We start from the raw sequence: 25599 nt of genomic DNA, 5'->3' as shown, positions 1-25599 counted from the left end.
GTCCAAGACGCGCAAAGGTGCTGTAACACTTCGATTCTGCGCATGGCCTCGAAAATCGAACCCGATTTCGGGCATGCGCGTGGGGGATAACAGAGACCCGCCAGCCCCCCAGGGCCTCGAATCAATCACATTGCCGCGACCTGATTACCGTTGATATTGCGCATATGCCATATAGGGCACAACCGCGGCCCAGCGTATGCCTCGAAAATCGTATGGCTCGAAATCGGCAGCGGTTTGCGGGTATGGTCCTGCGCGGGATCAAACGGTTACAGCGTCATGCGAGCCTTGCGGCAGGGCGGTCGAATGGGATTCAAGAGTGAATGGCTGATACGACAATCAGGTGGGTGGCGGACCAGACGGTGACGGTCGAGCCGGCAATCGTCGTCGGCGCCGGTGCTGCCGGACTGGCCGTCGCGCACGCCTTGATGAACGCCGGCGTGCCGACCGCGATCCTGGAAAAGGAAAGCCGGCTGGCCGAGCCCTGGCACCGGCGACACCCGCAGTTGCATCTCAACACCCACCGCGATCTTTCTTCGTTGCCTGGCCTCGCCTATCCCCCGGGCACCCCTGCCTTTCCGCAAAGGATGGTCGTCATCCGCCATATGAATGATTTCAGGGAGGAGAACCGGCTGCCGGTGCAGTTTGGCGTCGCTGTCGAAGAAATCGCCTTCAAGGGCGATCATTGGGCGCTGCGGACCAGCGCGGGGCGGCGCCTGGCCCGCAATGTCGTCATCGCCACCGGCCGCGACAGGCAGCCATTCACTCCTGAATGGAAAGGCATGAAGGATTTCGCCGGCCGCATCATCCATTCGGCGGATTTCGGCGACGCGCAGGACTATGCGGGCCAGAAAGTGCTGGTCGTCGGCGCCGGCAATTCGGGCTTCGACGCGCTCAATCATCTGGCCGACATAGACACGGCCGCCATCTGGCTGTCGGCCCGCAACGGCCCCGCCCTCCTGCCCAAGCGGATCGGCAAGATCGCCGTGCATCGGCTTTCGCCGTTCATGGCGCGCTTGCCGTTGCGGGTCGCCGATGCGGCGATCGCGGCAACGCAGCGCCTCGTCTTCGGCGACCTGACCAAATTCGGCGTGCCGCCCGCACCCAGGGGCGGCGTCAGCCGCCTGACCTCGGATTATACCGCGATCGCTGCCGACGACGGCGCCGTCGACGCCATCAAGGCCGGCAAGATCACCGTCGTGCCGGCCATACGGGAATTCACCCGCGACGGCGTGATCCTGGCCAATGGCAGCCTGATCGATCCCGATATCGTCATTGCCGCGACAGGCTACCGCACCGGGCTGGAGCCCATGGTCGGCAAGCTCGGCGTGCTCGACAGCAAGGGCGTTCCGCTCTTCAACGGCGGGCAAGCCGATCCGAAATTGCCCGGCCTGTGGTTCACCGGCATGCGGCCAAGCATTCGCGGCTGCTTCGCCAATGCCGGCATCCTGGCCAAGGCGATCGCCAAACGGATTGCAGCTTCCGCTGGCGCCTCCCACCAATCCGGTGCTTCACGCTGACTTAATCGGAGACGCCGGTACGTCGGCTTGATCAACTGCTTGCTATGTTATATAACATGTTATCATTTATGGCACAGGTCGACTATGGAAGACGTCATACGATCTCTTGGCTACCTCTGCCTGGGCAGCAGGTTGAAGCGCATTGGCGAGCAGTTGCAGGCCGACGCGCAGCGTCTGCTCGACGGCTTGGAGGTTCCACTTCAATCGAGCCAGTACCCGTTGCTTGCCGCACTCGACAAACTGGGACCGTTGGCTGTCGGCGAACTGGCGCAATCGCTGGGGCTGACACAGCCGGGTGTGACAAGAAGCGTGTCGCTTCTGGCCGAGCTGGGGCTGGTCGAAGCCATCCAGTCGGATGGTGACCAGCGGCGGCGGGTGGTCTCGCTGACTAAGAAGGGTCAACGCCTGGTCGATGTCGCGAAGCGGGACGTGTGGCCGCGCATAGAGAGCGCCGTCGCGGATTTGTGCCGAGATCTTTCGGGGCCAGTTCTCGATCAACTCGCGGCCATTGAGGACGGTCTGGCTACGGCCCCGCTCGATCGTCGCGTCAAACAAGGCGCCAGGCAATGAAACATATTCTTGACCGTCCTGTCTGGAGCGCGCTGGAGACGAGGCATCAGGCCTTCGCGCAAGGTGGCAAGCTTGCCAGGCGCTATTCACCGTCAATCGCCCTCTTTGCCGCTACCGCTACCGACGATGCCGAAAGCCTGCGGGCGTTCGGCAAGCTTGTGTCCTCGGGCGAGAGCGTGATCATGGCTCAGGCCGATGCCATTGCGCTGCCGGTCGGCTTGTCGGCGATCTCGACGGCCGCTGCCGTCCAGATGGTTGCCGAGGTGCCGTTGCAGACCGTGTCGGACGAGCGCGTGCAACGTCTGACGCAAGAGGATGCGGCCGAGATGCTGGCCTTGGCGTCACTCACCAAACCCGGCCCGTTCACATCCGGGGCGTTGAGCCTCGGCGACTTCTGGGGTGTGAAAATCAACGGCAGGCTGGTGGCGATGGCCGGCGAGCGCATGAAGCAACCCGGCTATAGCGAACTCAGCGGCGTCTGTTCGCACCCGGAATTCCGTGGCGGCGGCCTCGGCCGGCTGCTATCGCTGTTCGTGGCAGACCAGATTTTTGCACGCGGCGAGATACCGTACCTCCACGCCTATGCCGCAAACACTGGTGCCATAAGATTGTACGAATCCATCGGCTTCCGATTGAGAAGCATGATCAATGTGGCCGTGGTTCAGCGGGCCGAATAGGATAAGGCGCCGCCGGGCATCACGCCGACTTCGGCTCGAGCCGACGGAAACCGACGGCCTCCATCAGCATATCCTCTTCGACCATGCCGGCATTGTGCAGGGCGAGCAGGTTAAGCGCGATTTCGCGCGCATCGGCGGAATCGGGATGCGCTTCACGCCGCCGGCAGGCCTCATCGAACACGCGCTGCAGCTTGGCTATATCGGCTGGCTTGAGCAAGCCACGGTCATAGACGGACTTCGACATGGCGATCTCCTGATAAAGACCTAGGGCGCCACGTTTAAATTGCCAATCTTTCCCGAGGCTTGAATGATTTCACGTAAAAAGGGAGGGGCTTCGGGGTCACCGAAATCCCTCCCTTGAGATTGCAAACCAGTGCCGGATATCAGACCGCGATCTTGCCGCCACCCTGTTTGGTGATAGCGACCACCGACGGCCGCACCGGCATGTCGGGCTTGAAGTCGGGCCAGCGTGTCGACAGGTCTTCATAGTAGGACGGGCGGCCGAACGCCTCCCAGTCCTCGCCGCCGTCGCCCGGATGCTGGACGGCGACGAAGGCGGTCTGGTCGTCGGGCGCAAACAGCGGACCGCACATTTCGGCGCCGATCGGCACGCGGAAGAACAGTTTTGAGGTCGCCCGCGCCGACCCTTCGGTGTCCACTGCCCACAGGCCGTCGGTACGGCCGGTGGCCTTCGGGCCCTGGCCATCGGTGGCGACCCACAGGCGGCCGGCCGAATCGACGGCGCAATTGTCGGGCATGCCGAACCAGCCATTGGCCGTCGTTGCCGTCGAGAAGGTGGCGCCGATATCGGCCACCGAAGGATCGCCGCATTTCAACAGCACTTCCCACTTGCCCTTGGCAGCGGTGAAATCGCCGCCGTCCTCCGATATCTCGATGATGTGGCCGAAGGCGTTTTCGGCGCGCGGGTTGGCGGCGTCGACCTGGTCGGCCTTGCGCTTCGAATTGTTGGTCAGCATCACATAGACCTTGCCGTTGACGGCATTGGGCTGGATGTCTTCCGGGCGGTCCATCTTGGTGGCGCCGAGCAGGTCGGCGGAGCGGCGTGTTTCGATCAGCACGTCGGCTTGGCCAGTGAAGCCGTTTTCAGCCGTCAGCGGCCCCTGGCCGAAGACGATCGGCAGCCATTCCACGGAACCGTCTTCGGCGAACTTGGCGACATGCAGCGTGCCGTCGTCGAGCAGGTCCTTGTTGGCGGCATGGTCGTTCGGATTGAACGCCGCCTTGGTGACGAACTTGTAGACATAGTCGAAGCGCTCGTCGTCGCCGAGATAGAAGACGACGCGGCCGTCCTTGGCGACGATCGATTCGGCGCCTTCATGCTTGAAGCGGCCCATGGCGGTGCGCTTCCTCGGCGTCGAGGTCGGATCGTTGACATCGACCTCGACGATCCAGCCGAAGCGGTTGGCTTCGTTCGGCTCCTTGGCCAAGTCGAAGCGGTCATAGTGCGCCGCCCATTCATAGGCGCCTTCGGGAATGCCGAGGCGCTTGTAGTTGGCGGCTTCCTTGTGGTCTGCCGGCAGTTCGCCGGAGAAATAGCCGTGGATGTTTTCCTCGGCCATCACATAGGTGCCCCAGGGCGTGACGCCACCGGCGCAGTTGTTGAACGTGCCGAAAACCTTGGTGCCGGACGGGTCGGCATTGGTCTTGACGCGGTCATGGCCGGCAACCGGACCCGACAGCGCCATTTCGGTGCTGGAGGTGATGCGGCGATTAAGCTTTCCGTCGCGCACCACCTGCCATTTGCCAGCGTCCTTGCGGATCTCGACGATGGTGCCGCCGTGCGCCGCCATCTCGACATCGACCTGCTCCTTCGAGAGGGGTGCGACTTCGGCCGACTTCTTGCCGTCCTTTTCGACGATCTTCACGATGCCCGGGAACATCAGATGCGGGTTGGTGTATTCGTGGTTGACCACCAGCATGCCGTGTTCGGCTGAACCGTCGATCGGGAGATAGCCGACGTAGTCGTTGTTGTAGCCGAACTGTCTGGACTGCGCCTGCGCCGACTGTTTCGTCGGGTCGAAGTCCGGCGAATCGGCAAACAGCGGGTCGCCCCAGCGCAACAGCACATCGGCGTCGTAGCCCGGTGCGACATGATGCTTGTCGTCGATGCCGGCCTCCAACTCGTCGAACGCGAAGGCCGAGCTTTCCGCGGCCCGGGCTTCGTCGGCGCTGATAAGCGCCAGCGGGGAGACGGTGGCGGCGATGGCCGAGACGGCCAGCGAACCCCTGAGGAAGCCGCGGCGCGAGAACCGCGCGGCAATGATCTCGCCCATGGTGCGGTTGTCGGTGGGGTTGGTGGCCGGGCCGTCGTTTTCCTCGAGCAGGCTGGTGCGGAATCGGGCGTCAGGGGAGCGGTGTTCGGTCATTTGGGGGCTTGCCTCTGGCTGCGTGGATGGCTGGAGCGTGTTGCCTGTTTAACCCCTTATAATCGCCGGATCACATTTTCGTGACATCAGAGGCCTTTCAGACGCAACAGGCATTCCGCGCACCGTTGGCCAAGCATTCTCGGAGTTGCCGTGCCAGGGATGGTGGACATGATGTGACGGCGGACCACCGGCGACAGGATCGGAGTGGACGGCAACAAGATCGAGCATCCCGACGGCATCAGAGAGACAGCGCCAGGGAAGCAATCGAGAACGGTCGTTTCGATATAAAGGAGCCCTCGGCCGCGCCATCGTCGAACGTCCGGCGCCGGCGGACGATATTAGTCGTCTTCAGGCTCTGTGAAACAGGTCAACCAGGCAAAAGCCAGCGTTACAAGTCACCTCCGCCGCCCCCGGCGGAGGTGACTTGATGTCCGGCGTCTGCCGTCGTCAGGCATCGGGAAAGCCAGTCTCCCGTTAAGCGATAGCGGTCGCGGCGCCGTTCATACGAAGCTAATATAGCATAGGGATAGGACTTTAGTCCAACCTTGCGCTTGCAAAAGTCCTGGGTGACAACCGCAACGGTCGGAGGTCGCTTCCGGGAACCACGTCTTTCAGCGATGCTGGTTGCTACTGCGACGTTGAGGGTGGGCGCCGGCTCAATCGACGGAGATCAGGATGCACAGATCGGTCACGACCCGTTGTTGCCGGCTGGCGCTCAGATTGGCGGCCGCGCTGGCGTTGACCATCGCTCCCTATCACTTTGCCCTCCACGGCTCCGTTCCCGGAATCGACACCGCCAGCGCACAGGCCGGCAAGGGCGGTAATGGCGGTGGCAACAGCGGGGGTGGAAACGGCAATGGTGGCAGCAGCGGTGGCGGAAACAGTAGCGGCGGCAACAGCGGTAATAGCGGCAACAGCAACGGGAATGGCAACAGCGGCAATTCCGGCAAGTCAGGATCAAACAAGGGCAACAGCGCGAGTCATGTCAATGCCACGACTGGTGACAAGGTCGACGTGACAGGCAACAAGATCACAGTCCGGCATCCCGACGGCTTAACCGAACAGCTTGAGAACGGCCGTTTCAGGATGGAGGATGCGCTCGGGCGCACGATCATCGACCGCCGGGCCACGCCGGCCGATGTCAGCCGCCTGAAGGCCTTGTGAAGCTTGCCAACAGGCAACGGCCGGCTTCACATGTCACCTCCGCCGCCCCCCGGCGGAGGTGACCTCGTTTCTGGGCCGGCACCGCGCGATTTCCGGCACCGCGATGACTGAAGTCCCTGGAGCGGCTCCGGTTTGGTAGAAGCGCTGAACTGTTAGGTATGGCTCCTGTCGCGGTCGCGCGACTCACGCATCATCAAGGCTGCTTCGGTGCGGTTTCGCACATTGAGTTTCGACAGCACGCCGGTCATGTGATGCTTGACGGTCTTCTCCTGAAGCTCCAGCCGCAGGGCGACTTCCTTGTTGCTCAGCCCCTCAGCCACCAGCCGCAGGATTTCCGTCTGCCGCTCGGTGAGTTGCCGCAGCCGGTCCGCTATGGCGTTGGTGGGCTTCTGGGACTGGAGATCCGAAAGCAGTCGGGCCGACAGCGTCGGCGAAAGATAACTCTCGCCAGCCGCCACGTTGCGCAGGATGTCGGCAAGCGCGCGCGATCCGATACCTTTGAGGACGTAGCCGCGCACCCCAGCGTTCAGGGCCATTGTCACATCGGCATTGGCCTCCGAAACGGTCAGCATGACGATCTTCTGGGCGGGATGGCTGGCGAGGATGCCTGCAACCGCGGCCAGACCACCCCCCGGCATGGAGATATCGAGCAGCAATATGTCGGGCCGCACCGTCGAGGCGATGCGTTCGGCATCCTGCGCCGTGGCACCCTCGCCAGCCATCTCGAAACCTCCGATCTCCGACAGGCTGCGCGTCACACCTTCGCGAAAGAGGGGATGATCGTCGACAATGGCGATGCGAATAACATCAGTCATGCTTGCTCCTCAATCGATAGACGGATCACCAATCGCGTGCCTTGCGGCCCGGTCAAGGTTTCGAACTGGCCACCAATGCTTTCGACCCGCTCTCTGAGGCCGGCGAGCCCGAGGCCCTCGACCCGTGCCGGATCGAAGCCTGGCCCGGCGTCCGATACTTCAACACAAAGCCTGCCACCTTTCATCCCGGCACTCACCGCTTGATCCTTGCCTCGCCCGTGGCGGTAGGCATTGTTCAGCCCTTCCTGCACGAAACGATAGATGCTGATCTTCTCGGAGGCGCCGGGCTCTGGCAACTGTCCGGCCAGCGTGAGTGTCACCGACGTTCCCGTCCTCAGCTCGTGTTCGTTGACGGCCAGCCGCAGAATGTCTGGTGCGGCTGCCGTCTCTATCTGCGGCAGGACGAGGCCGGTGCAGATGCCGCGTATTTCGCGCAGCGCATCCTCCAGCGTCTTGCGGATCATCGCGACCTCGGTCGAGCGGCTTTCGCCCGAATGGCCGTCGGCGGAAAATATCGGACTGTCCATGCGCAACGCCGCCAGGGCCACGAGTTGGGCTGGACCGTCATGGAGATCGGCGCCGATACGGCGCAAATATCTTTCGTTGAGCGCGGTGGCGCGGCGGGAGGCCCGCTGCACGCGCATTCTCAGGGCGCTGTTTTGCGTCACCAGACCCTGCAGTTCCGACACCTGGCGGCGCAGCGCCCCGCGCTGATCGTCGATGGTGCGGCTGCCGCGCAGGACGATGCCCGACAAGAGTAGCAATGCCGCCAGGGTCGCGCCGGCCACGATCAGCCAGCTAGACCACAGAGCCGAAGCCAAGGTGGCTTTGAACTCGTCGGCGATCTCGTAGAATTCGGTGACCGCCACCACTTCGCCGGACCAGGGCTCGCGCACCGGATTGTAGATCTCCAGCAAAGGCACGCCGAACGCCTCTTCCTTGCTTTCGGTCTCGTCGAACGTGTCGAGCTGGGCGACGACATTGCCCTGGAAGGCGGAGCGCAGGCCGCTGCTTGGTTCGAAACGGCGGCCTATCAGCGCCGTCTCCTTCGCATAGAGAACCGTGCCGTCGCGGCTCCAGAGCCTGAACGAGACGAGGCGCTTGCCGAGCGCGCCCTGGCCAAGTGTCTCGTCGAGCGCCCGCTTGACCGAGTCGCTGAGCTCCTGGTCCTTGCGCAGGTCTGGCAGCAGCGGCGCAATCACGCTGTCGACATACAGCGCCGTCGTGGCGGCTGAATTGTGGATGACGCCCTCCCGGATCTGCGCCGTCACCCAGGCGCCCACCACCAGCATGACGGCCAGCAGGCCAAAGCCGCCGGCAACGACGAATTGCAGGGCAAGAGAAAGTTCGCTCCAGCGTCGCACCAGGTTTTGCAGAATGCGTATCATGAGCCCCTGACCGCCCTTGAATCGACAGACTGGGCGATATCAGCACATTGACCCTCCCTCTTGCCGTTGCCAAGAGCTACGTTTGATCGACGTCGCTTGACGTCCCGGCACGCTTCGGAAACAAGGTCCTCGACACACGCGGCGGGAGCCGCTTCGAGAGGGGACGGGACGTGAGTTTTTCGGGATTGCTGCAGCTTGGCTTGTCGACTGTCATTTTCCTGCTGGCGGCGACGGCGGCCAAGCAATGGGGCCTGGCGCCGAGCCTGGGCAAGATCCTGCTGACGCTGGCGCTCTATTCGCTGGGCAATCTGATCATGCTGCGGCTGATCCGCGAGTTCGGCATGTCGGTGTCGTTCAGCCTCTCGGCCGTCATCCAGCTGGTCTCGGTGAATGTCGTCGCGCTGATGTTCTTCGGCGAGCGCGTCAACGCGCTGCAGGCGACCGGCATCATGCTGGCGATCGCCGCCGTGGCACTGATCACGCTTGGACCCTATCTGCAAGGCCGACTGTAACGGGCGAATTGCCGATGAAGAACGCTGCGAACGCTCTGCTCAACCGGGTCGAATTCCCGGTGCTGCTGGCCGGCCTGGTCATCGCCGCCGGCCTGTGGGGCTTCGAGGAGCTGATGGAGGTGGCGCGCGCCACCACGCCGCACGCTTTCGACACTGAAATCCTGCTCGCTTTCCGTCAGCCGGGTCAACCGGGGGTGCCAATCGGCCCGCTTTGGCTGGAGGGCGCGATGCGTGACATCACCAGCCTCGGCAGTTCGGCCGTGCTGGTGCTGATCACGGCGGCGACGATCCTCTATCTGCTGCTGATCCGCCGGCCGGCAACGGCAATTTTCATCTTCGTGGCGGTGGCCGGCGGCCAGGTGCTGTCGAGCCTGCTGAAAGCCGGCATCGACCGGCCCCGCCCCGAACTCGTGTCGCATCTCGTCAACGAAACTTCGCTGTCCTTTCCCAGCGGCCACGCCATGCTATCGGCGGTGACCTACCTTACGCTCGGCGCGCTGGCAGCGCGCTTCCTGCCGGGGCGAACGACGAAGATCTATGTGCTGTCGCTGGCGGTGCTGACGACGCTGCTGGTCGGCATCAGCCGCATCTATCTTGGTGTGCACTGGCCATCGGATGTGCTGGCTGGCTGGTGCGCCGGCTTCGTCTGGGCGATGCTGTGCTGGCTCACGGCCTGGGCGTGGCAGCGATGGCGCGGGCAGCGCCTGGACGGTGACAGCGAGACTGGAGATTAGATCAGCCGGTTGATCAGCCCGTGCCCGCAACCCGTCAACAGCAAAACCACCGACAGCAAGGCTGCTGATGTCATCCAAGCTCTGGAAATCTTCAACTGCTCACCCCGGTCGATGCTGAAAAGGGAAGGCTGCGTCGATATCTTCCCGGCAATGACCAGCCTAGCATGCCTGTCTTGCTCCCCGCCATCCGGTTTCCCGAGAGGGTACATGTTTCATATATGCATTATGATGGTTGAAACATCATCATGACTGTATTATACGTTGATACCGCAGACTCAGACGGGGGTTTTGGCCGATGATCACTGCCGCGCAGATGCGCGCCGCAAGGGCGCTAGCCGGCATCGATCAAAAGACGCTCGCCGAGCGCGCCGGCGTTTCGCTTCCGACCATCCAGCGCATGGAGGCGAGCGATGGCGTGGTCAGGGGCGTGGTCGACACGCTGATGAAGGTCATCCAGGCCCTTGACGAGGCCGGGGTGGAATTGATCGGCGAGAACCAGACCAGCGAGCGCGGTGGCAGGGGCGTGCGCCTCAAGCAGACCGTGCCGCGCTAAGCCTCTCCCGCAACCCGAGTCGGCACACATAAGTCGCGACGCGACCGCCGACGTTCCTGCCGACGATCCCGCCGCCTTCACGGAGCGGAAGGCACATTCATGGACCAGAGCCATCCGGCAAGCCACCATCCGGCGAGGCCGACATTTTACGAACTGTTCACGCCGAAACTGGTGACGGTCTGGCGCGAAGGTTACCGCCTGCCGCAGTTCAAGGCCGACTTCATGGCCGGCCTGACCGTCGCCATCGTCGCACTGCCGCTGTCGATGGCGATCGCCATCGCGTCGGGGGTGACGCCGGAGCGCGGCCTGTTCACCGCCATCGTCGGCGGCTTCATCGTCTCCGCGCTTGGCGGCAGCCGTTTCCAGATCGGCGGACCCGCTGGCGCCTTCATCGTGTTGGTGGCGGCAACGGTTCAGCGCGAAGGTGTCGACGGGCTGCTGCTGGCAACGATGATGTCGGGCGTCTTCCTGCTCGCAATCGGCTATCTGAGGCTCGGCACCTACATCAAATTCATCCCCTATCCGGTGACGGTCGGCTTCACCGCCGGCATCTCGATCATCATCTTCTCCGGCCAGATCGTCGAATTGTTCGGGTTGAAGCTCGCAGGCACCGAGCCCGGACCGCTTCTGCCGAAGCTGATGGCGATCGGTGAGGCGGCCGGCACGCTCAACATCTCGGCGACATTGGTGGCGGTGCTGACCATCGTCACCATTGTCGCGGTGAAACGCTGGCGGCCGGGCTGGCCGGGCATGCTGATCGCCGTCGGCCTGGCCTCGCTGGTGGTGGCGCTGCTGGCGCTGCCGGCGGAAACGATCGGCACGCGTTACGGTGGCATTCCGCGCAGCCTGCCGTTTCCGGCACTGCCGGTGCTGAGCCTCGACAAGGCGATCGCCGTGCTGCCGGACGCCGTCGCCTTTGCGCTGCTCGGCGCGATCGAATCGCTGCTGTCGGCGGTTGTCGCCGATGGCATGACGGGCCGGCGGCACCGTTCAAATTGCGAACTGGTGGCGCAAGGCTTCGCCAATATCGCCTCGGCTCTGTTCGGCGGCATCTGCACCACCGGCACCATCGCCCGCACCGCCACCAATGTGCGGGCCGGCGCACATGGGCCGATCTCGGGCATGTTGCATTCGCTGTTCCTGCTCGTCTTCATGCTGGTGGCGGCACCGCTGGCCAGCTACATCCCGCTCGCCGCCCTTGCCGGCGTGCTGGCGGTCGTCTGCTGGAACATGTTCGAAAAACAGGCCTTCGCCACCCTGTTGCGCGCTTCGCGAGGCGATGCGCTGGTGCTGATGGCAACCTTCCTGATCGTCGTCTTCCGCGACCTCACCGAAGGGATCGTCGTCGGCTTTGTGCTGGGGTCGATCCTGTTCATCGACCGCATGTCCAAGAGCATTGCCGTCGAGGCCGATCAGCCGCTGGTGCAGGAGGATGTCGCCGACAGCAGCAACGCCTACGATTCCAGCGAGGCGACCGACGCCGACACCGTCGTCTACCGCATTTCGGGCGCCTTCTTCTTTGGCGCTGCGTCGACCGTCGGCACCGTGCTCGACCGCATTGCCGACCAGCGCAAGAACTTCATCCTCGACTGTTCGGCCGTACCGTTCTTCGATTCGACGGCGGCCAATGTCATCGAGGGCGCCGCCCACAAGGCGAAGCGCGCCGGTGTCCGCTTCATCATATCGGGTGCCGCGCCCCAGATACGGCGCATGCTGATCAATCATGGCGTCAAGCGTCCGCTGGTGACCTATGCCGCCTCAATCCGCGACGCACGGGCGCAGTTGAAAGGGAAGCTGGAGACGGAGTAGGGCGCGGCTTGAACGACCGCTTTGCGCCTCTTATCAGCCGTAGATATCAGCTTTACCGCTGCCTGAAAGCAGACATTGCCGCCCACCACGCTGAAGGTCGCGATTGCGAGAACAATAGTAGTGACCGCAAAGCGACTCGTGCTGATTGAATAGCGGACTACCACATATTGGTATGGTGCAACGACTCCGTGGGTGCCTTATTCTTCCTTGTCCAGTTCCTGCATCGGCGTGTTCGTTCCGTTCGCGCCGGAGGTGATGCAATAGCTTGCGCAGTGATGCCAAACTCGCTTGCACGCTTATTGACGGTCGCCCCCCCGGCCGCGATGCACGGTACTTCGACAAGGAGTTTGCATGGCAAGCCTCGATTTTGGCTTTGTTACTCAGACGAAGCGCGCCGGCTTGGCCGTTCGTCCAATGAGGATTGGGAGATCGGCCAGAAACTTCCTGCTGGCATCAGATCCCGAAGCGTTGATCAACATCGGCCGCTTGGTCACCGCGCTATTCGCTGTCCTGGCGATCTATCTTGATCCCACCGACCCAGCGTCGTTTTTGTTTGAATCGCAGGTGGTTCTTGGCCTCTACATGGTCCTTTCCCTGCTTTTGGTGGTATTTCCGTTTCGGAAGTCTCTTGGCAGCCCAGTCCACCTCCTCGTTCACCTCATCGATGCCGTAATACTTGGCTGTCTCGCTTTTCTGACGGACGAACTCACAAGTCCGTTCTTTTCCTTCCTGCCTTTTATCTTACTTGCCATGACCCTGCGCTGGGGACTGAGGGGAGCTTTCTTGGGCGCTGTCGTTCTGCAGGTCGTTCTGGTCATTATCGGTGTGCCCGATCTGGAGAACGGCGGTCCGTCCGAACTTAATGTATTTATCATGCGTGCGACTTATTTCATGGTTGCGGCCGTTATGCTCGGCTATTTCGGCGCTTATCGTGAGCACCACCGCCAGCGTCTGACGCAGCTTGCCCATTGGCCGTTCGATGCAATTACTGGCGATCGACTGTCATGGCTCTACGGCCTTTTCAATCACGCGGCCGACGTAATGGGTGACCCTCGCCTGGTGGTCGTTTGGCGGGATCAGGAGGAGGATATCGGCAGCGTCGCCTATTGGCTGCAGGGCGATTTGCGGCTGATCGATGTTCGGGACGCGGTTTTCTGGAACCAACACGATCCGGAACCGCCGATGCCCGATCTCGACCGAAGCGGAACGGCGCCGGTCATCGAAGCCGAAGTAGCAGGAATTTTCCGCGACCTGCCGGAACTGGCGGCGGAAGTTCGCACGCCCTTCAAATATATCTGCTCGGCCGCATTCTCCAGCGTGCGGTATCGCGGCCGGGTTTTCGTCATCGATCCGGCCTGTCATCCCGACGAATGCGGTTCGCTCACTGAAATCATCGCTATGCGATTCAGATCGGAACTAGGGCGTCTCGCGCTGATGCAGCAAACAACCGAGGCGGCCCGCGCTGAAGAGCGCGCGAGGCTCGCGCGCGACCTCCATGACAGCATCCTGCAGGATCTCACTGCCGCTAGCCTGAAACTCAAGCTCATCGCCAAATCCGTTCCCAAGGAACCAAAAGCTAACGTGGCCGATGTGAATACGCTCGTTTTCAATTTGCAACAGCGCATCCGGCAATATGTCGATGACCAGCGCTCCGTCCACCAATATGATGAGGCGCCGCTCTGCCGGGCGCTGCCCGGTCTAACAAAGCTTCTGAGGCAGCAATGGGATTGCCGGATCGAGGCTACCCTCGATCCGCCGGACCTCGAAGTTCCAAAATCCATGCAGCATGAAATCATGCAGCTCGTCTCTGAGGCCACCGCCAACGCCGTCCGGCATGGGAAGGCAACGCAAGTGCGGATTGAGCTTGTTCGTGCCGATTCCGGCGTTGAGCTCGAAATTTCCGACAACGGATCGGGAATGGCAACTGATGTCGAACCGAAACGGCCCTTGTCGCTGTGCGCGCGGGTTAGCGAACTCAAGGGTAACCTGACAATCTGCGGCGCGTCGCCGGGACTGAGCCTGCGCATTGCATTGCCCCTGGGCCAGGTAGCGCGATAATGTATTCGGTTGTCCTCGCTGACGATCACCCTTTGCTGCTTCGCGGATTGCAGGGTCTGCTGAAAACCGCGCCGGATTTCAATGTGTTGGCGGCAACGGCGAGCGGGGCGCAAGCGTTGTCGCTCATTAGCGATCTCCGACCCGATCTGGCCGTGCTTGATGTTTCCATGCCGGATGTTGGCGGACTGGAGATCCAGCGAACCGTTTTTAAAGGGCGGTTGCCGGTGAAGGTAATTTTCCTCACCGCGACTCTGACAGGCCGCCAGATCGCGGACGCAATATCAATGGGGGTGTGTGGCATCCTCTTGAAGGAGTATGCCCCCGAAGCACTCTTGGACTGCATGCGGCAGGTCGCAAGCGGAGAGAAGTGGCTGCCGCCTGAGCTAGTAGTCAGGGCAACGAGCGCCGGGCCATCCGATAGCCCTCAAAAACTCGATCTGCTGACCGTCCGCGAAAGGGAGGTCGCGGTACAGATCTGCGGAGGATTGTCCAACCGAGCCATTGCACAGAAATTGGGAACAACCGAAGGGACCATCGGCATTCATCTAAACAACATCTACCGCAAGCTGGAGATCACCAATCGCACGACACTTGCTGCGCTCCATCTCCAATATATGGCAAGCCCGAATGGCTGATTTCAATCAGGGTCGCACAGGCAGAATAATCAGGGTTGGACTTGGCTTGATTGTTGGGGCGACGTTTGTTGTCCTTGCCATGCGCAATGTCCACATTGCAGAGGTTGGCGCTATGCTCCGCCGTGCGACCGTCGCGCCACTCCTCTTTGCCATCTGCGCCTTTGTTATTGACTTTCTTCTGAGGGCAGTCCGGTTCTGGATGATGCTGCAATGGACGACCGGTCGCCGCTTGCCGTTGAAACCTACGGTCGGTCCCTTTATAGCCAGCTTCGGCATGAGTGATGTTCTTCCCCTGCGGGTTGGGGATGGTTTCCGTGTTCTATGGTTTAGCCGCCAGTTCGATATCCCGGCAGGGACAGTTATCGGCACCATGATCATCGAGCGCATTCTCGATCTTGTCACCATCGTCCTATTGGGTGCGATGTCACTGGCGCTGGTTGACCTCACTGCTTCACCCGCATTGGTGTGGAATTTCCAGCTTTTGCTCATTCTCTCGCTTAGCGGTGGATTGGGGGTGCTATTTGCCCCGGCGCTTTGTTACCGCTTGCTCGAAAAATTATTCCGGCGGGTCAACTTCGGTCCCATCATTGTTCTGATCACTGCATTGCGGGCCGCATCGGAGGCAATCGCACAAATTAGCTCATGGCGCCGCCTAAGCATGCTCACGGTTATGTCGTTTGCCTTGTGGCTTTTGGAAAGTGGTGTTTTTCTTGGGGTTTGGGTCAGCTTAGGCGGATCAACCGATGCCTTGTTGCAACCCTCTCTGGCCTTCGCTTTCAGCACGCTCGGCACGCTTGTGCCGAGTCTCCCGGGGCATTTCGGTCCGTTTGAATTCTTTGGGCTTCAGGCCTTCACGCTCGCAGGGGTGGACACCCCAATGGCGGCGGCCGTCGTGTTGCTGGCCCATCTTATTCTGTGGGCGCCTACAGCTCTCTTTGGAATCGGGTGGCTGTTGTCGGCGGCGACGCAGAAACCAGATGCTTCAAGCAAAATCCAGACCTCGGGCTGATCTGCATCTGGAACGGGATCGGTCAGCGAACTGCAATATCAATTCAGTTAAATCGGCTTTCAACGGCGTGTGTCGCGTTGCGATGGGCGATGGCCATGACGGTGCCCTGAGGATTGACGATCGTCGGCCCGCACAAGAGGGACGCGTCGGCGATATAAAGTCCATCAGCATCACGAACGCGGCCGAACGAATCCGTCGCGCAAATGGCGTCGTTTCCACCCATCGGACATGATGAAAATACGTGCACCGAGGTCATGCTGCCATCGCTGCCGGCAAACGTAGCGGGAAGTTTTCGGACATCTTCCATGGAACGGAGCACCGGATAGCCCGGAACACTCGGATAGACAGCGACAGCGCCAGCGGCAAATAGCGCCTCGGCCAATCGCTTTAGGCCATCGGCGAGTTTTCCGAGATCCGCCTCATTTTGCCAGACCCTCACCAACGGATCGCGAAAAAACGGCAGGTTGCGCACCGTCGCCCTTCCGCTCGCTGCCTGCACATAATATATCCCCATGCGACGCCAGTGCTGATCGATTTCCGCGAAGTGCCCGGCATGATTTGCCATTGCGAGACCGAGCATCGGCCGTTTGCTGATAGAGCATCCCATGCCGAACCAAGGCTCAAATTCCCTGATTTGATGAACGGGATCGGGATCGTCCGGATTGTTCACATCCCCATCAAACTGCGCGACGACCTTCAGCATCGGGTGGAAATATAGAGAATTGCCAATATTTTTGGTCAAACCGGAACGTCGCAGAAGGGCGGGTGTCTGAACCGCTCCGCAAGCAATGAAGATCCGATCAGTTGAGATTTCTATCCTTTGTGATGGGCCGTTTGGCGGCGCATGCAACGCTTTCACGCACCATTTGCCCCCTGAACGCATCAGTCGGGTCGCACGGGTGTCCGCGATCAGACGGCCGCCTGCTTTGAGAAATCGCGGAACGAAGGTTTCCGACATCGATTGTTTTCGACCTGATTTTCCTGCGCCGTCGTACCGGAACAGACGAGGCGCCTCAGTCGCCTGCCACCCAAGACGGGCAGCCCCGTCGCGCAACCGCGTCGAAATAGGGGGCGTCTCGCCGGGAATATATTCGATCCTGGCGGTGTTCTCGCAGGCAACGAAGTGGGGCATCAGCCGGTCGAGAGACAAGTCCCCGACTTTGAAGATGGCCCGCCACTGATCGAGCAAATGTTCCGGCGCGCGGTGATAGAGGCCACGGTTGATCTCGCTGCCGCCGCCAACGCACCGACCTTCGACATAAGCAATTTTTGACGGACCAAAGGCTATGCAGATACCGGCATTTCGATATTTGACAAGCAACTCTTCCTTTGAAAAATGCGGGACCGACTGAAGCGACAAGTTTTGGCCTTCTTCGACCAGAAGCACTGATTTGCCCGCTTCCGCACACAAGGTCGCGGTCACCGCGCCGCCGGGCCCGGAACCGATGACCACGATGTCAGCCGTCATTTGGCTCGTGACAGGCTCAGTTGTGTTCACGATGCGATCCACATTCCACGTCCTGCTTGTAGAGTTCAGAATAGAGCCCAAAGAACGTCAAGGTCCGGTAGAAGGAGATTAGCGCGGGCCGGATCTTCAGACGTGAAAATTGCCAATGCCTCAACTGATCCGCGCGACGGTCAGGGCTCAGCTGATGAAAGGGCTTTCCGGCGACCGGGAAGGACCAGGCATCGAATACGAGGGTCAGGATACGAAAGGCCAGACGGAGGTAGTCCGGCATGCCCGCATGCGCCGCCAATACATAGATCCCGATGGCCTCAGCGATTTCGGGAGTTTCCCGCGAGGGCAGTTCCTGGCGGATCAAGGTGTCCGCGATGGCCTGGACACATTTTTCAAAACTCGGAAGGGGTGAATGCACCGCTTTTCTCCAGCGACTGCACCACGGGCTGGAACAGCGCATCGTGATAAGACTGGAAAGTCCTGCATCGCGGGTCCCTGCGCGTGGATCTTATGATGGCGGGCATGCCGACACGGTTTGCCACCGCCCAATCGCGGTCAAAGCGGTCGCCTATCATCAGCGAGCGGCTCGGATCCACACCGGTCGCACCAAGTATCTTGCGCAGCCCGGCGGGGTCGGGCTTTATCCTTCGCACGTCGTCGTCTGCGGCGCTGACTACAAAGTCCGCCTTAAGCGCCAGAGCCTTGAGCTTCTCAATGGCGGGATAGTCGGAACACACGGCAATCGTCCGACCTGAGCGGTGCAGAGCATCGAAAAGTCCCTCGACCCCCGAATAGCGGCAGGCGCCGAGATAGGCGAGAGGGCGTCGCTCGACCCATTCGTTGACAACTTCGCGAACGTACACCTCAGAACAGCCGCATCGCATCGCCGTGTCTTCAAACTGGCGATCCACGAAATCGGTCTGCACTTGCTCCGCCAGCGCTTCCCTGCATTGCCGGAATGTGCGCAGAACATTCAATGTCTTGAGGCTTCTTGTCCGCATGGCGGCGTGCAGCAAATTCAGCGCCATGCGCGTCCTGAGACGCCGCTGATTGTAGAGGGTCCCGTCCATGTCGAAGATCACGAGATCGATGTCACTCCATATGATGGACTGGTCGGGCTTTCTCATTGCATGTCGACAGGTTTGAAGCTGGGCGCCGACAGATCGTAAAGCCACGGCAAATCAACGAACGACAAGATGAATATCGCCATCACTGCCAGGATCAGCGACGCCATCAGCCGGCGCGATCGAAACATTCTTTCAGGCCGCTGCGCTATGGAATTCTTCAACAAGGAAAGCCACAGATAGGATGCGAACAGGATCGCGAGAAAGGGTAGAGCCAATATGTATTCGAGCCGGTATTTGGTCAGGAAGACCGCAATAAAAAATGCTGCCATCATGGCGTAAAGAAAGCAGGAGACCGTCAGGTTCTCGGCGGTGTAGAAACGGAACGATCGGCGGTAGCGCTGGAGCAAATCCACATTCCCGCTACTGGTAATGTCCCGGTATTCGGAAAGCCGCTTTGCCCCCATGAGGAAGGCGCCGGCAGCCCAATAGCCTAAAAGCAGACTGCTCGGTGGGAGTGCCGCGTGGTCAATCATCGTCCAGCCTAGTGTCAGTCTGATTGGATTGTTCACGGACTCCGAAATTACATCCAGATAAGGCAGATCCTTCGATCGAAGGGGTTTCACGTTGTAGGTCAGCCCCGAAATCAAAAAGATGACGGAGGTGTAGAAAAATGATGTTCCAACCGTCGTGGCGAGCAGAAGGCCGACCGACGCGAAAAGGAAATACTGCAGATAGACCAAGTGCGGCGACAGCGAACTTAGCACGGCGCTGCGCGTGCGTTTGGTTGGATGAAAGGCATCGAATTCTCGGTCGAGCCATTCGTTCAGGACGTAGTTCGCCGAGGCGATGGCAACCGCGCTCAAGAATCCAACCGCGATGGCCCCTGCCGCGTGATCTAGCGGCGGTTCACGCAAGGCATAGGCGACGATTACCCCTGGCAGGATGAAGACGTGCTTGGTCGCATGGTCGAAGCGGGCAATTGCCAGATATTCCTTAAGGCTTGCCCGGGGCGGTGAGATCGCGGCAGCTGGTTCACATCCGTCTGCGTACATGGGTTTGCCCTCCGGTTTTCGGTGCCTGCGACACGAGTGTCACTTGGTCGTTTTGGGCATCACGTAGATACGGCCATCTGCCTCGGTTGCGACGGTGACGAGCGAAAGATGCTGTTTCAGTTCGGCTTCGCTGACGAGATAGAAACGCCAGTCGATGGCGTCGAAGATCGCAACATAGGAATGCTCTTTGGTCAGACTGTCGCGCAGCGTTTGCAGCTGTCTCTCGTACGGATTGGCTGGGTTGTCGCGGCCCGTTCGCAACTGTATGCGTTCCGGAAGGGAATGGGATTCTCGTCTCAGCACATAGGCGATGACGTCGGCCCCATTGCTGTAGATCGATGCATCCGCCGGCAGTTGTCGCAGCGCCTGCATTGTCGGGGAGTTCGCCCATTCGCGGCTGGCATAGCCGACCCCCGAACGATACGCCTCGGACGATCGCACGGCCGTGCGGATCGCGTGGCCGCCGAACACCAGAACGGCGAAGCAGACAAGCCCGTAATGGAGCAGCTTCACCATCCCCTTGGCGTCGTCAACATGGGCTAGAACGATGGTGAGCATCAGAACGGTGGTCACGTAGACCGGAAAGGCGTAGCGGCCACTCAAAGACAGATTCGCTTCAACCGAAGTCGAAAGAACCATGAAACCCAGGTAAAAGAAGAAAAACAGTCCGAAAAGGGTGGGCAGCAGAGCATCGCTCGCCTTGGCCTGTCCCGCGTGCAGCAGCGTTACACGGGCCTGACGGAAAGTCAGGTAGGCGGCGGCGGCAGCAAATGCGCTAAGCAACAAAACGCGGGCTGAGAAAGGCACCTCGTCGGGCAGCAGCCATGCCGTCATCGCCCCAAGGCTTTTCAGCCACTCGCTGGCCCCCATATTGCCGTAAAACCAGAGTGCGCGACCAATGGAACGGTCGGCGATGACCTCACTCATCACCACCCAGCAGAGGAAGATCGCCGTGCTCACCACCGCGAAAATAGTGGCGTCGACGAAGCGGCGGGACAATGTGTGTCGAGGATTGAGAAGAAGGCATACAGCGATCGCTGCGCCAAGCGGCGGCGCGGTGAAGCGCACGAGCGTCGTAAGACCGAGCAGGACGGCGCTTGCCTTCAGCCATGTCCTGTCGTCGGTCTCGAAATAGCGTAGCAGCGCAAGCACGGTGACCAGGAGGAAAAACAGGAACGGCGGTTCTGACATCGCAAGGGAATGAAGCGTCACGAACTGAGGGGCAAGCGTGATGATCGCGGTCCCAGCGGCGGCATAGATGTATTTGCCGCTAGCCCGCACCAGCAGATGCCAGATCAGGATCGTGTTCGCACAGACGAAGAATAGACCGATTGCTTTTGCTCCGACTGGCAGGTCGACCCCGGTCGCGGAAACTCCTGTCAGCAGCCATGCATAGAGCGGTGCATCGTAGGGCCGCTCGCTGATCCCCATATAGCGCAAGCTGTCGGGATATATTCCGATGCCGTAGCGTGTGTTGATCAGAAATAGAACAAGCGAAGTCAGCGAAAAGAAAGCCACGCCGGCCCAATAGAGCCGACTCCCAAGACCGATACCCGATGTCCAGCGGCTCTCGGTCGAATTGAGGATATAACCATCCATGGTCTAGGCCCCCATCGCAGACTCTGCGCGCCGCCTTCAGGCGATGCCCTTGAAGACGCGCTTTATGTTTTTCGCTACGAAGCGAACAGTCGCATCGCCCAGTCCTCGGGAAAGAATGTCGTCCAGCGCCGCGATGAGCTTGTCGATTTGCTTTTCCCGCACAACAAAGGGCGGCATGAAATGCAGGATGTCCCGCGCGCCCGGCTGGAAATGCACCAGAATGTCGTGCCGGTCGTAGAGCTCGCGGACAAGAGCGCCGATCAACACCGTCTGATAGGTCTGGAACAGCGGATTTCTATCGATGTCCACCAGCTTTTCCGCCAGGCCCTGATGAAAATTCAAACGGATCGCCTGAAACATTCCGCGTCCGCGCACATCGAGAACGTGTTTCGGGTGCTTTGTTTTCAGCCACTGAAGGCCCTTGGACAGGTAGTCGCCCATCCTCTCGGCGTTTTCGATTAACCGCTCGTCTTGCAGGATATTAAGCGTCTCAATCGCGACGGCGCAGCTTTCGCCAAGTCCGCTGAAGCTGGAACTGTGCAGATTGCAATCCTGTTTGTTGCCGTAAGCCCGATCGAACAAAACTTGCGAGGTGACCATGGCAGCCACCTCCCGTTTGCCGCCGCCGAGGGTCTTGGCAAGCGTCACGATGTCGGGAACGGCAGCCTCATGCTGGAAAGCGCAGAACCTGCCGCTTCGCCCCATGCCGACCTTTACCTCGTCGAAGATGGACAGGATATCGTTGTCCCGGCAATGCTGAACGAATTCGGTCAAATAACCAGCGGGAGGGATTTCGCAGGAGGTACCCCGAATTGTCTCGACGATCGCGGCAATAATAGAATTGCCGCCGCTGCCATCCGTCTCTGCGCTGATCGCCTCTCGCAGTGAACCGATGTCGCCATACCTGGCATAAATGACGTTTTCCTTCGGCACGCCCAAAAGGAATCCCGATTGCACGTCGGTCGCGGTCGTTAGGGAGAGCGCCCCGTGGGTTTTGCCGTGAAACGCGCCCTGCATGCAGAGGAATTTCTTCTTGCCTTTGGGAGTCTGCACGCGCTCGCTCAGCTTCATTGCTGCCTCATTCGCTTCGGCGCCCGAGACTGCGAGAAATGAGACGGCTAATGGCGCCGGCAGGAATCGCGACAGGTTATACGCAAGCGCGCCCTGCAATTTGTGCGGCGCGACCTTGATGCAGTCGACGATCTTGCGCTCATGGCATTTGCGCTCCGCCTCAATAATGCGCGGATGGTTGTGCCCGAGGCCCAGCACGCCGAGACCCGCGGAAAAGTCGAGGAGCGTACGGCCATCATTCAGCCAGATCTCGACTCCCCGCGCGCCCTTCATATCCATATCCTTCAGTCCAAGGATATCGAAGAGCTGAAGCATATATTTATTCAAATGTTCGGAATAGAGTCTATTTGCCGAATTATTGTCGAGGTCAAAGCTCTGTTCAAGGGAAAGCAATGATCTTTCATTGTTGATTTCGGGACTATTTTGCGCCTCCGCAACACGGATCACATTCAATTTTCATACTCCCAAGCATCCGGCAATTTAGAATATTACCATGAGCAGAAGCGCTCGGCTATTTAACGAATTATATAGATCTGGCTTTATAGAGCCGGCGGCCATGATCGCCCGCCAAAGATCGTTGGCCCCCATTGGCGCCTCGATCCGCGACGCACGGGCGCAGCTGAAGGGGAAACCGGAGACGGAGTAGCAGCCGGGATTTGCCGGCCGGTGGCCACTTGGTACAAGGTGTACGCCGGTTGAACGTCAACTTTTGACTCCGAGCTGACTCACGCACGGCGCGACGTGAACGACCGCATTGCGCCTTATCTCGGTCGTAGAGCCGCGCCAGGGCCATGGGTAGTTTCCCAAGTTGCCACCGGCGCGTCTGATAGGACGCAGCGGCCGATCTGGACAGCTGGACAGCGCCGGCCGGCCGCGTGCATCGATAGGCGCGTGTCGCTTACTGACGAACGCGGATGATCGTCTTCCCCGAACGTCGCTTGGTCGGGTTGAAGGCGGAAACGGCATCGTCGAGGGTCGAGATGTTGCTGATGTTCGTCCGCAGTCGTCCGTCCCGCACCCGCTGGACGATCTCAGTTAGTTGAGCACGATCGGACTCGACAACGAAGTCGACCGCCAGGCCATTGGCGGGCCGCGCGTCGGGCGGCCCGACGACGGTCACCAGTGTTCCGCCGGCTCGAATCAGGCCTGCGGACCGCTTCTGTATGTTGCCGCCGATGACATCGAACACCAGATCGACGTTGCCGACGTCTTCCAGGGCGTCGTTATCGAGGTCGACGAACTCGTTCGCGCCAAAGTCGAGAGCCTTCTGACGGTCGGCGGCGCGTCCGGTGCCGATGACGTAGGCGCCGGCCTCACGTGCGAGTTGCGTCACCATCGAACCGACTGCGCCGGCCGCGCCGTGCGCAAGGACGCTCTGCCCCGCCTGAAGGCGGCCGTGCTGGAACAGTCCCTGCCACGCGGTCAGGCCCGAGATCGGCAGGCTCGCGCCCACCGTGAAGTCGACGTCGCCCGGCAGTGGCGCGAGGTTGCGCGCCTCCATGGCAAGATACTCCGCCAGGGTGCCGTCGCGATACCAATCGGCGAGACCGAACACGCGCTGGCCCACCGACAGTCCCGTTGTGCCGTAGCCGAGGGCGGTGACCACTCCGGCCAGTTCGTGCCCGGGGATCGATGGCGTCCGGTCACGGTCGACGCGATCGGTCCAGGTCGAGGGCCACATCAGCTCAGTCGGGACAAATCCAGACGCATGAACCTGAACGACGACGTCGTTTATCGCTGCCTGCGGCTCGGGCCGCTCGGTCAGCTTCATCCCGGCCGTTCCCGCGGCCTGATCCGTTACTGCGATTGCCTTCATCGGAACTGTCTCCTCGGTCATTTGTCACGTGGCGATGGCCGGTAGATATGTCCGGCTCCGGTCATCAAACAGGACCAAGATTGGCGGGAATGATGGTACCATCGCGCCATGGCCGCTGTGCCCATCCATCTCGACCGCGCCGCAAGGACGCCGCTGGCGACGCAGATCTACCGGGCAGTCCGGGACGCCATCGAGACCGGGCGGCTGGACCCGGGAGCAAAGCTGCCTTCCTGGCTTGACATGGCCGCTCAGCTCGGCGTCTCGCGCGGCACCGTACGCGTCGCGTACCAGCGCCTCATCGACGAGCAGTTCGCGGTCGGCGCCGGCGCGGCGGGCACCCGCGTCGCCGAGGGCCCGTCGCCTTCGTCGGCGCCGTTGTGGTCGCCAGACGTGCCGCCCCTGCCGGAACTGTTCCATACCTATGGAACGCCGCCCCTGCCTTTCCAGATGGGCGTGCCCTCGCAAGACGCCTTTCCGTTCAAGCTGTGGTCGCGCATCTTCGCGCGAGCGGCGCGGCGGGCAGCGGCCGCGCCGGTCAGCTATCCCGATCCCCGGGGTGACCCGCAGCTGCGAAAGGAGATCGCGGCCTATGTCGGGATCGCGCGGGGTCTTCGGTGCAGTCCCGCCCAGGTGTTCATCGCTGCAGGCTATTCCGGGGCGATCGGTCTGGCGGTGCGCGCGCTGCAGGTCGAGGGATCGCGGGCCTTGATCGAGGATCCGAGCTCCCCGATCACACGCAAAGCGCTCGACCTGGCCGGCATCACCGTGACGGCCGTTCCGGTCGACGCCGAAGGCCTGGATGTCGCTTCCGGCGTCCGGAGCGCTCAGGACGCAGCGCTGGCGATCGTCACGCCAGGGCAACATGCGCCGCTCGGGATGATGATGTCGCTGAGCCGCAGGCTTGCGTTGCTCGCTTGGGCTCAGCGGAGCGAGGCCTGGATCATCGAGGACGATTATCTGAGCGAGCTGCAGCTAACCGGCCGGGCGGCTCCAGCGCTCGCTTCGCTCGATCACGATGGACGGGTCCTGCATATTGGCAGCTTCAGCAAGACGATCAGCCCAGTTCTGCGCCTCGGGTTCGTCGTTGCGCCCATCGAACTGACTGGCCGGTTCGGTGACGTATGCGCCTGCCTGGCGCCGGCTCCAGCCCTAGCGCTCCAAGGCGCGGTGGCCGAGTTCCTGCGCGAGGGGCACTATATTCGGCATCTGCGGCGCATGAAGCGCCTCTACGCGTCTCGGCGGCAGGCCCTGCTCGAGGGCCTCGCACAGGTCGGGTCGGAGTCGCTGAAAGTCGAAGCCACCGCTGGCTTGGCCGTGATTGTCTCGACAACCGCCTCTCTGTCGGACGTGGAGATCGCCCGCCGCGCCCGCTCGTTCGGCTTGGCACCGTCGCCTCTCTCTCAATGGTGCGTCCGATCACCCCCATGGCAGGGGCTCCTGCTCGGCGTGACCAACTTGGATACGGGTCGGCTTCCACAGTATTGCCGGCAGCTCGCGGAAGCGGCGCAATAACGCCACTTGCGCTCGGCGATCCTTGTAGGGGCCGATCCTGCAATGGACTGCTCCTGCCCCTTGGTTTGGGGACACGGCCGTGGCCGCAATACGAGTTCGAGTTGGCGATCCTCGCCGACGAATGACGGTCCATCGGCTGTTGGCGAACGTCTCGGCGGAGCGGCGCCGAGGCGCCAGTTTTCATTCGAGCTTCAT

General features: G+C 61.1%; 23 protein-coding genes. 12 read left to right on the top strand and 11 right to left on the bottom strand.

Going from position 1 to position 25599, the window contains the following annotated elements; all coding sequences use genetic code 11:
* Window positions 1–320: 320 nt before the first annotated feature.
* The 3 genes from C8D77_RS13500 (at window position 321) to C8D77_RS13490 (ending at window position 2764) form a co-directional block, all read left to right on the top strand.
* The gene (locus tag C8D77_RS13500) at window positions 321–1517 is read left to right on the top strand and encodes a flavin-containing monooxygenase (RefSeq protein WP_109663486.1); all 1197 of its coding nucleotides are present in this window, start codon (window positions 321–323) and stop codon (window positions 1515–1517) included.
* Between the two features lie 84 nt (window positions 1518–1601).
* A complete protein-coding gene (locus C8D77_RS13495) occupies window positions 1602–2087 on the top strand; it encodes a MarR family winged helix-turn-helix transcriptional regulator (RefSeq protein ID WP_109663484.1) in 486 nt (161 codons plus the stop codon).
* Window positions 2084–2764: a GNAT family N-acetyltransferase gene (locus C8D77_RS13490; RefSeq protein ID WP_109663481.1), complete on the top strand. Its 681-nt coding sequence runs from the start codon at window positions 2084–2086 to the stop codon at window positions 2762–2764. The genes C8D77_RS13495 and C8D77_RS13490 overlap by 4 nt, the downstream gene beginning before the upstream one ends.
* Before the next feature lie 19 nt (window positions 2765–2783).
* Here C8D77_RS13490 and C8D77_RS13485 read toward each other — a convergent pair whose 3' ends face one another.
* Together C8D77_RS13485 and C8D77_RS13480 are read right to left on the bottom strand one after the other, a co-directional pair.
* Window positions 2784–3008, bottom strand: a complete 225-nt coding sequence (locus tag C8D77_RS13485; protein ID WP_013528677.1) for a hypothetical protein — start codon at window positions 3006–3008, stop codon at window positions 2784–2786.
* A gap of 139 nt (window positions 3009–3147) precedes the next feature.
* A complete protein-coding gene (locus C8D77_RS13480; RefSeq protein ID WP_109663478.1) occupies window positions 3148–5151 on the bottom strand; it encodes a PhoX family protein in 2004 nt (667 codons plus the stop codon).
* Window positions 5152–5826: 675 nt separating this feature from the next.
* On the opposite strand from C8D77_RS13480, the gene C8D77_RS13475 reads away from it, so the two are divergent.
* Window positions 5827–6315, top strand: a complete 489-nt coding sequence (locus C8D77_RS13475) for a hypothetical protein (protein ID WP_109663476.1) — start codon at window positions 5827–5829, stop codon at window positions 6313–6315.
* A 152-nt stretch (window positions 6316–6467) separates the two neighbouring features.
* Here C8D77_RS13475 and C8D77_RS13470 read toward each other — a convergent pair whose 3' ends face one another.
* Together C8D77_RS13470 and C8D77_RS13465 are read right to left on the bottom strand one after the other, a co-directional pair.
* On the bottom strand, window positions 6468–7130 hold the full coding sequence (locus C8D77_RS13470; protein WP_109663474.1) for a LuxR C-terminal-related transcriptional regulator: 663 nt from the start codon (window positions 7128–7130) through the stop codon (window positions 6468–6470).
* Entirely contained in the window at window positions 7127–8518 is a 1392-nt protein-coding gene (locus C8D77_RS13465; protein WP_109663471.1) for a sensor histidine kinase, read from the bottom strand. The genes C8D77_RS13470 and C8D77_RS13465 overlap by 4 nt, the downstream gene beginning before the upstream one ends.
* A 170-nt stretch (window positions 8519–8688) precedes the next feature.
* Between C8D77_RS13465 and C8D77_RS13460 the strand changes: the two genes are divergently transcribed.
* The 7 genes from C8D77_RS13460 (at window position 8689) to C8D77_RS13425 (ending at window position 15828) form a co-directional block, all read left to right on the top strand.
* Window positions 8689–9030, top strand: a complete 342-nt coding sequence (locus C8D77_RS13460; protein ID WP_109663468.1) for a hypothetical protein — start codon at window positions 8689–8691, stop codon at window positions 9028–9030.
* A gap of 14 nt (window positions 9031–9044) precedes the next feature.
* A complete protein-coding gene (locus C8D77_RS13455; protein WP_109663465.1) occupies window positions 9045–9764 on the top strand; it encodes a phosphatase PAP2 family protein in 720 nt (239 codons plus the stop codon).
* Between the two features lie 295 nt (window positions 9765–10059).
* Window positions 10060–10317, top strand: a complete 258-nt coding sequence (locus C8D77_RS13445; RefSeq protein ID WP_109663459.1) for a helix-turn-helix domain-containing protein — start codon at window positions 10060–10062, stop codon at window positions 10315–10317.
* 99 nt (window positions 10318–10416) lie between these two features.
* Entirely contained in the window at window positions 10417–12126 is a 1710-nt protein-coding gene (locus C8D77_RS13440) for a SulP family inorganic anion transporter (RefSeq protein WP_109663456.1), read from the top strand.
* Between the two features lie 351 nt (window positions 12127–12477).
* Window positions 12478–14184 (top strand): sensor histidine kinase, encoded by a 1707-nt coding sequence (locus tag C8D77_RS13435; RefSeq protein WP_109663453.1) that lies wholly within the window; start codon window positions 12478–12480, stop codon window positions 14182–14184.
* Window positions 14184–14819 (top strand): response regulator, encoded by a 636-nt coding sequence (locus C8D77_RS13430; RefSeq protein ID WP_109663450.1) that lies wholly within the window; start codon window positions 14184–14186, stop codon window positions 14817–14819. Before C8D77_RS13435 ends, C8D77_RS13430 begins: the two co-directional genes overlap by 1 nt.
* Window positions 14812–15828, top strand: coding sequence for a lysylphosphatidylglycerol synthase transmembrane domain-containing protein (locus C8D77_RS13425; RefSeq protein ID WP_109663448.1), 1017 nt, complete (start codon window positions 14812–14814; stop codon window positions 15826–15828). The genes C8D77_RS13430 and C8D77_RS13425 overlap by 8 nt, the downstream gene beginning before the upstream one ends.
* A gap of 43 nt (window positions 15829–15871) precedes the next feature.
* Here C8D77_RS13425 and C8D77_RS13420 read toward each other — a convergent pair whose 3' ends face one another.
* The 7 genes from C8D77_RS13420 to C8D77_RS13390 all read right to left on the bottom strand — a co-directional run bounded on the left by C8D77_RS13420 (window position 15872) and on the right by C8D77_RS13390 (window position 23892).
* Complete coding sequence (locus C8D77_RS13420; protein ID WP_206532334.1) at window positions 15872–17338, bottom strand: GMC family oxidoreductase N-terminal domain-containing protein; 1467 nt, start codon at window positions 17336–17338, stop codon at window positions 15872–15874.
* Window positions 17313–17705, bottom strand: a complete 393-nt coding sequence (locus C8D77_RS13415; RefSeq protein WP_127262228.1) for a gluconate 2-dehydrogenase subunit 3 family protein — start codon at window positions 17703–17705, stop codon at window positions 17313–17315. The genes C8D77_RS13420 and C8D77_RS13415 overlap by 26 nt, the downstream gene beginning before the upstream one ends.
* Complete coding sequence (locus C8D77_RS13410) at window positions 17680–18414, bottom strand: HAD family hydrolase (RefSeq protein ID WP_109663441.1); 735 nt, start codon at window positions 18412–18414, stop codon at window positions 17680–17682. Before C8D77_RS13410 ends, C8D77_RS13415 begins: the two co-directional genes overlap by 26 nt.
* A complete protein-coding gene (locus C8D77_RS13405) occupies window positions 18411–19406 on the bottom strand; it encodes a UbiA family prenyltransferase (protein WP_109663438.1) in 996 nt (331 codons plus the stop codon). The genes C8D77_RS13410 and C8D77_RS13405 overlap by 4 nt, the downstream gene beginning before the upstream one ends.
* Before the next feature lie 39 nt (window positions 19407–19445).
* Window positions 19446–21005 (bottom strand): ArnT family glycosyltransferase, encoded by a 1560-nt coding sequence (locus tag C8D77_RS13400; protein ID WP_109663435.1) that lies wholly within the window; start codon window positions 21003–21005, stop codon window positions 19446–19448.
* Between the two features lie 36 nt (window positions 21006–21041).
* Complete coding sequence (locus C8D77_RS13395) at window positions 21042–22523, bottom strand: aspartate aminotransferase family protein (RefSeq protein ID WP_245951800.1); 1482 nt, start codon at window positions 22521–22523, stop codon at window positions 21042–21044.
* 451 nt (window positions 22524–22974) lie between these two features.
* Window positions 22975–23892, bottom strand: a complete 918-nt coding sequence (locus C8D77_RS13390) for an NADP-dependent oxidoreductase (protein ID WP_109665288.1) — start codon at window positions 23890–23892, stop codon at window positions 22975–22977.
* Between the two features lie 108 nt (window positions 23893–24000).
* Here C8D77_RS13390 and pdxR point away from each other — a divergent pair, with 108 nt between their 5' ends.
* Window positions 24001–25404 (top strand): MocR-like pyridoxine biosynthesis transcription factor PdxR, encoded by a 1404-nt coding sequence (gene pdxR / locus C8D77_RS13385; protein ID WP_109663430.1) that lies wholly within the window; start codon window positions 24001–24003, stop codon window positions 25402–25404.
* Window positions 25405–25599: the final 195 nt, after the last annotated feature.

This window comes from Mesorhizobium loti (assembly GCF_003148495.1).
Classification (GTDB): domain Bacteria; phylum Pseudomonadota; class Alphaproteobacteria; order Rhizobiales; family Rhizobiaceae; genus Mesorhizobium; species Mesorhizobium loti.
This window is presented reverse-complemented; position numbering and strand designations above follow the sequence as displayed.

Excerpts from the sequence above, each read along its gene's own strand:
- C8D77_RS13500 (WP_109663486.1), top strand. The coding sequence starts at position 321 with ATGGCTGATACGACAATCAGGTGGGTGGCGGACCAGACGGTGACGGTC.
- C8D77_RS13475 (WP_109663476.1), top strand. The coding sequence starts at position 5,827 with ATGCACAGATCGGTCACGACCCGTTGTTGCCGGCTGGCGCTCAGATTG.
- C8D77_RS13490 (WP_109663481.1), top strand. The coding sequence starts at position 2,084 with ATGAAACATATTCTTGACCGTCCTGTCTGGAGCGCGCTGGAGACGAGG.
- C8D77_RS13410 (WP_109663441.1), bottom strand. The coding sequence starts at position 18,414 with ATGAGAAAGCCCGACCAGTCCATCATATGGAGTGACATCGATCTCGTG.
- C8D77_RS13470 (WP_109663474.1), bottom strand. The coding sequence starts at position 7,130 with ATGACTGATGTTATTCGCATCGCCATTGTCGACGATCATCCCCTCTTT.
- C8D77_RS13465 (WP_109663471.1), bottom strand. The coding sequence starts at position 8,518 with ATGATACGCATTCTGCAAAACCTGGTGCGACGCTGGAGCGAACTTTCT.
- C8D77_RS13480 (WP_109663478.1), bottom strand. The coding sequence starts at position 5,151 with ATGACCGAACACCGCTCCCCTGACGCCCGATTCCGCACCAGCCTGCTC.
- C8D77_RS13435 (WP_109663453.1), top strand. The coding sequence starts at position 12,478 with ATGGCAAGCCTCGATTTTGGCTTTGTTACTCAGACGAAGCGCGCCGGC.
- C8D77_RS13445 (WP_109663459.1), top strand. The coding sequence starts at position 10,060 with ATGATCACTGCCGCGCAGATGCGCGCCGCAAGGGCGCTAGCCGGCATC.
- C8D77_RS13455 (WP_109663465.1), top strand. The coding sequence starts at position 9,045 with ATGAAGAACGCTGCGAACGCTCTGCTCAACCGGGTCGAATTCCCGGTG.
- C8D77_RS13440 (WP_109663456.1), top strand. The coding sequence starts at position 10,417 with ATGGACCAGAGCCATCCGGCAAGCCACCATCCGGCGAGGCCGACATTT.
- C8D77_RS13495 (WP_109663484.1), top strand. The coding sequence starts at position 1,602 with ATGGAAGACGTCATACGATCTCTTGGCTACCTCTGCCTGGGCAGCAGG.
- C8D77_RS13425 (WP_109663448.1), top strand. The coding sequence starts at position 14,812 with ATGGCTGATTTCAATCAGGGTCGCACAGGCAGAATAATCAGGGTTGGA.
- C8D77_RS13485 (WP_013528677.1), bottom strand. The coding sequence starts at position 3,008 with ATGTCGAAGTCCGTCTATGACCGTGGCTTGCTCAAGCCAGCCGATATA.
- C8D77_RS13400 (WP_109663435.1), bottom strand. The coding sequence starts at position 21,005 with ATGGATGGTTATATCCTCAATTCGACCGAGAGCCGCTGGACATCGGGT.
- C8D77_RS13430 (WP_109663450.1), top strand. The coding sequence starts at position 14,184 with ATGTATTCGGTTGTCCTCGCTGACGATCACCCTTTGCTGCTTCGCGGA.
- C8D77_RS13390 (WP_109665288.1), bottom strand. The coding sequence starts at position 23,892 with ATGAAGGCAATCGCAGTAACGGATCAGGCCGCGGGAACGGCCGGGATG.
- C8D77_RS13405 (WP_109663438.1), bottom strand. The coding sequence starts at position 19,406 with ATGTACGCAGACGGATGTGAACCAGCTGCCGCGATCTCACCGCCCCGG.
- pdxR (WP_109663430.1), top strand. The coding sequence starts at position 24,001 with ATGGCCGCTGTGCCCATCCATCTCGACCGCGCCGCAAGGACGCCGCTG.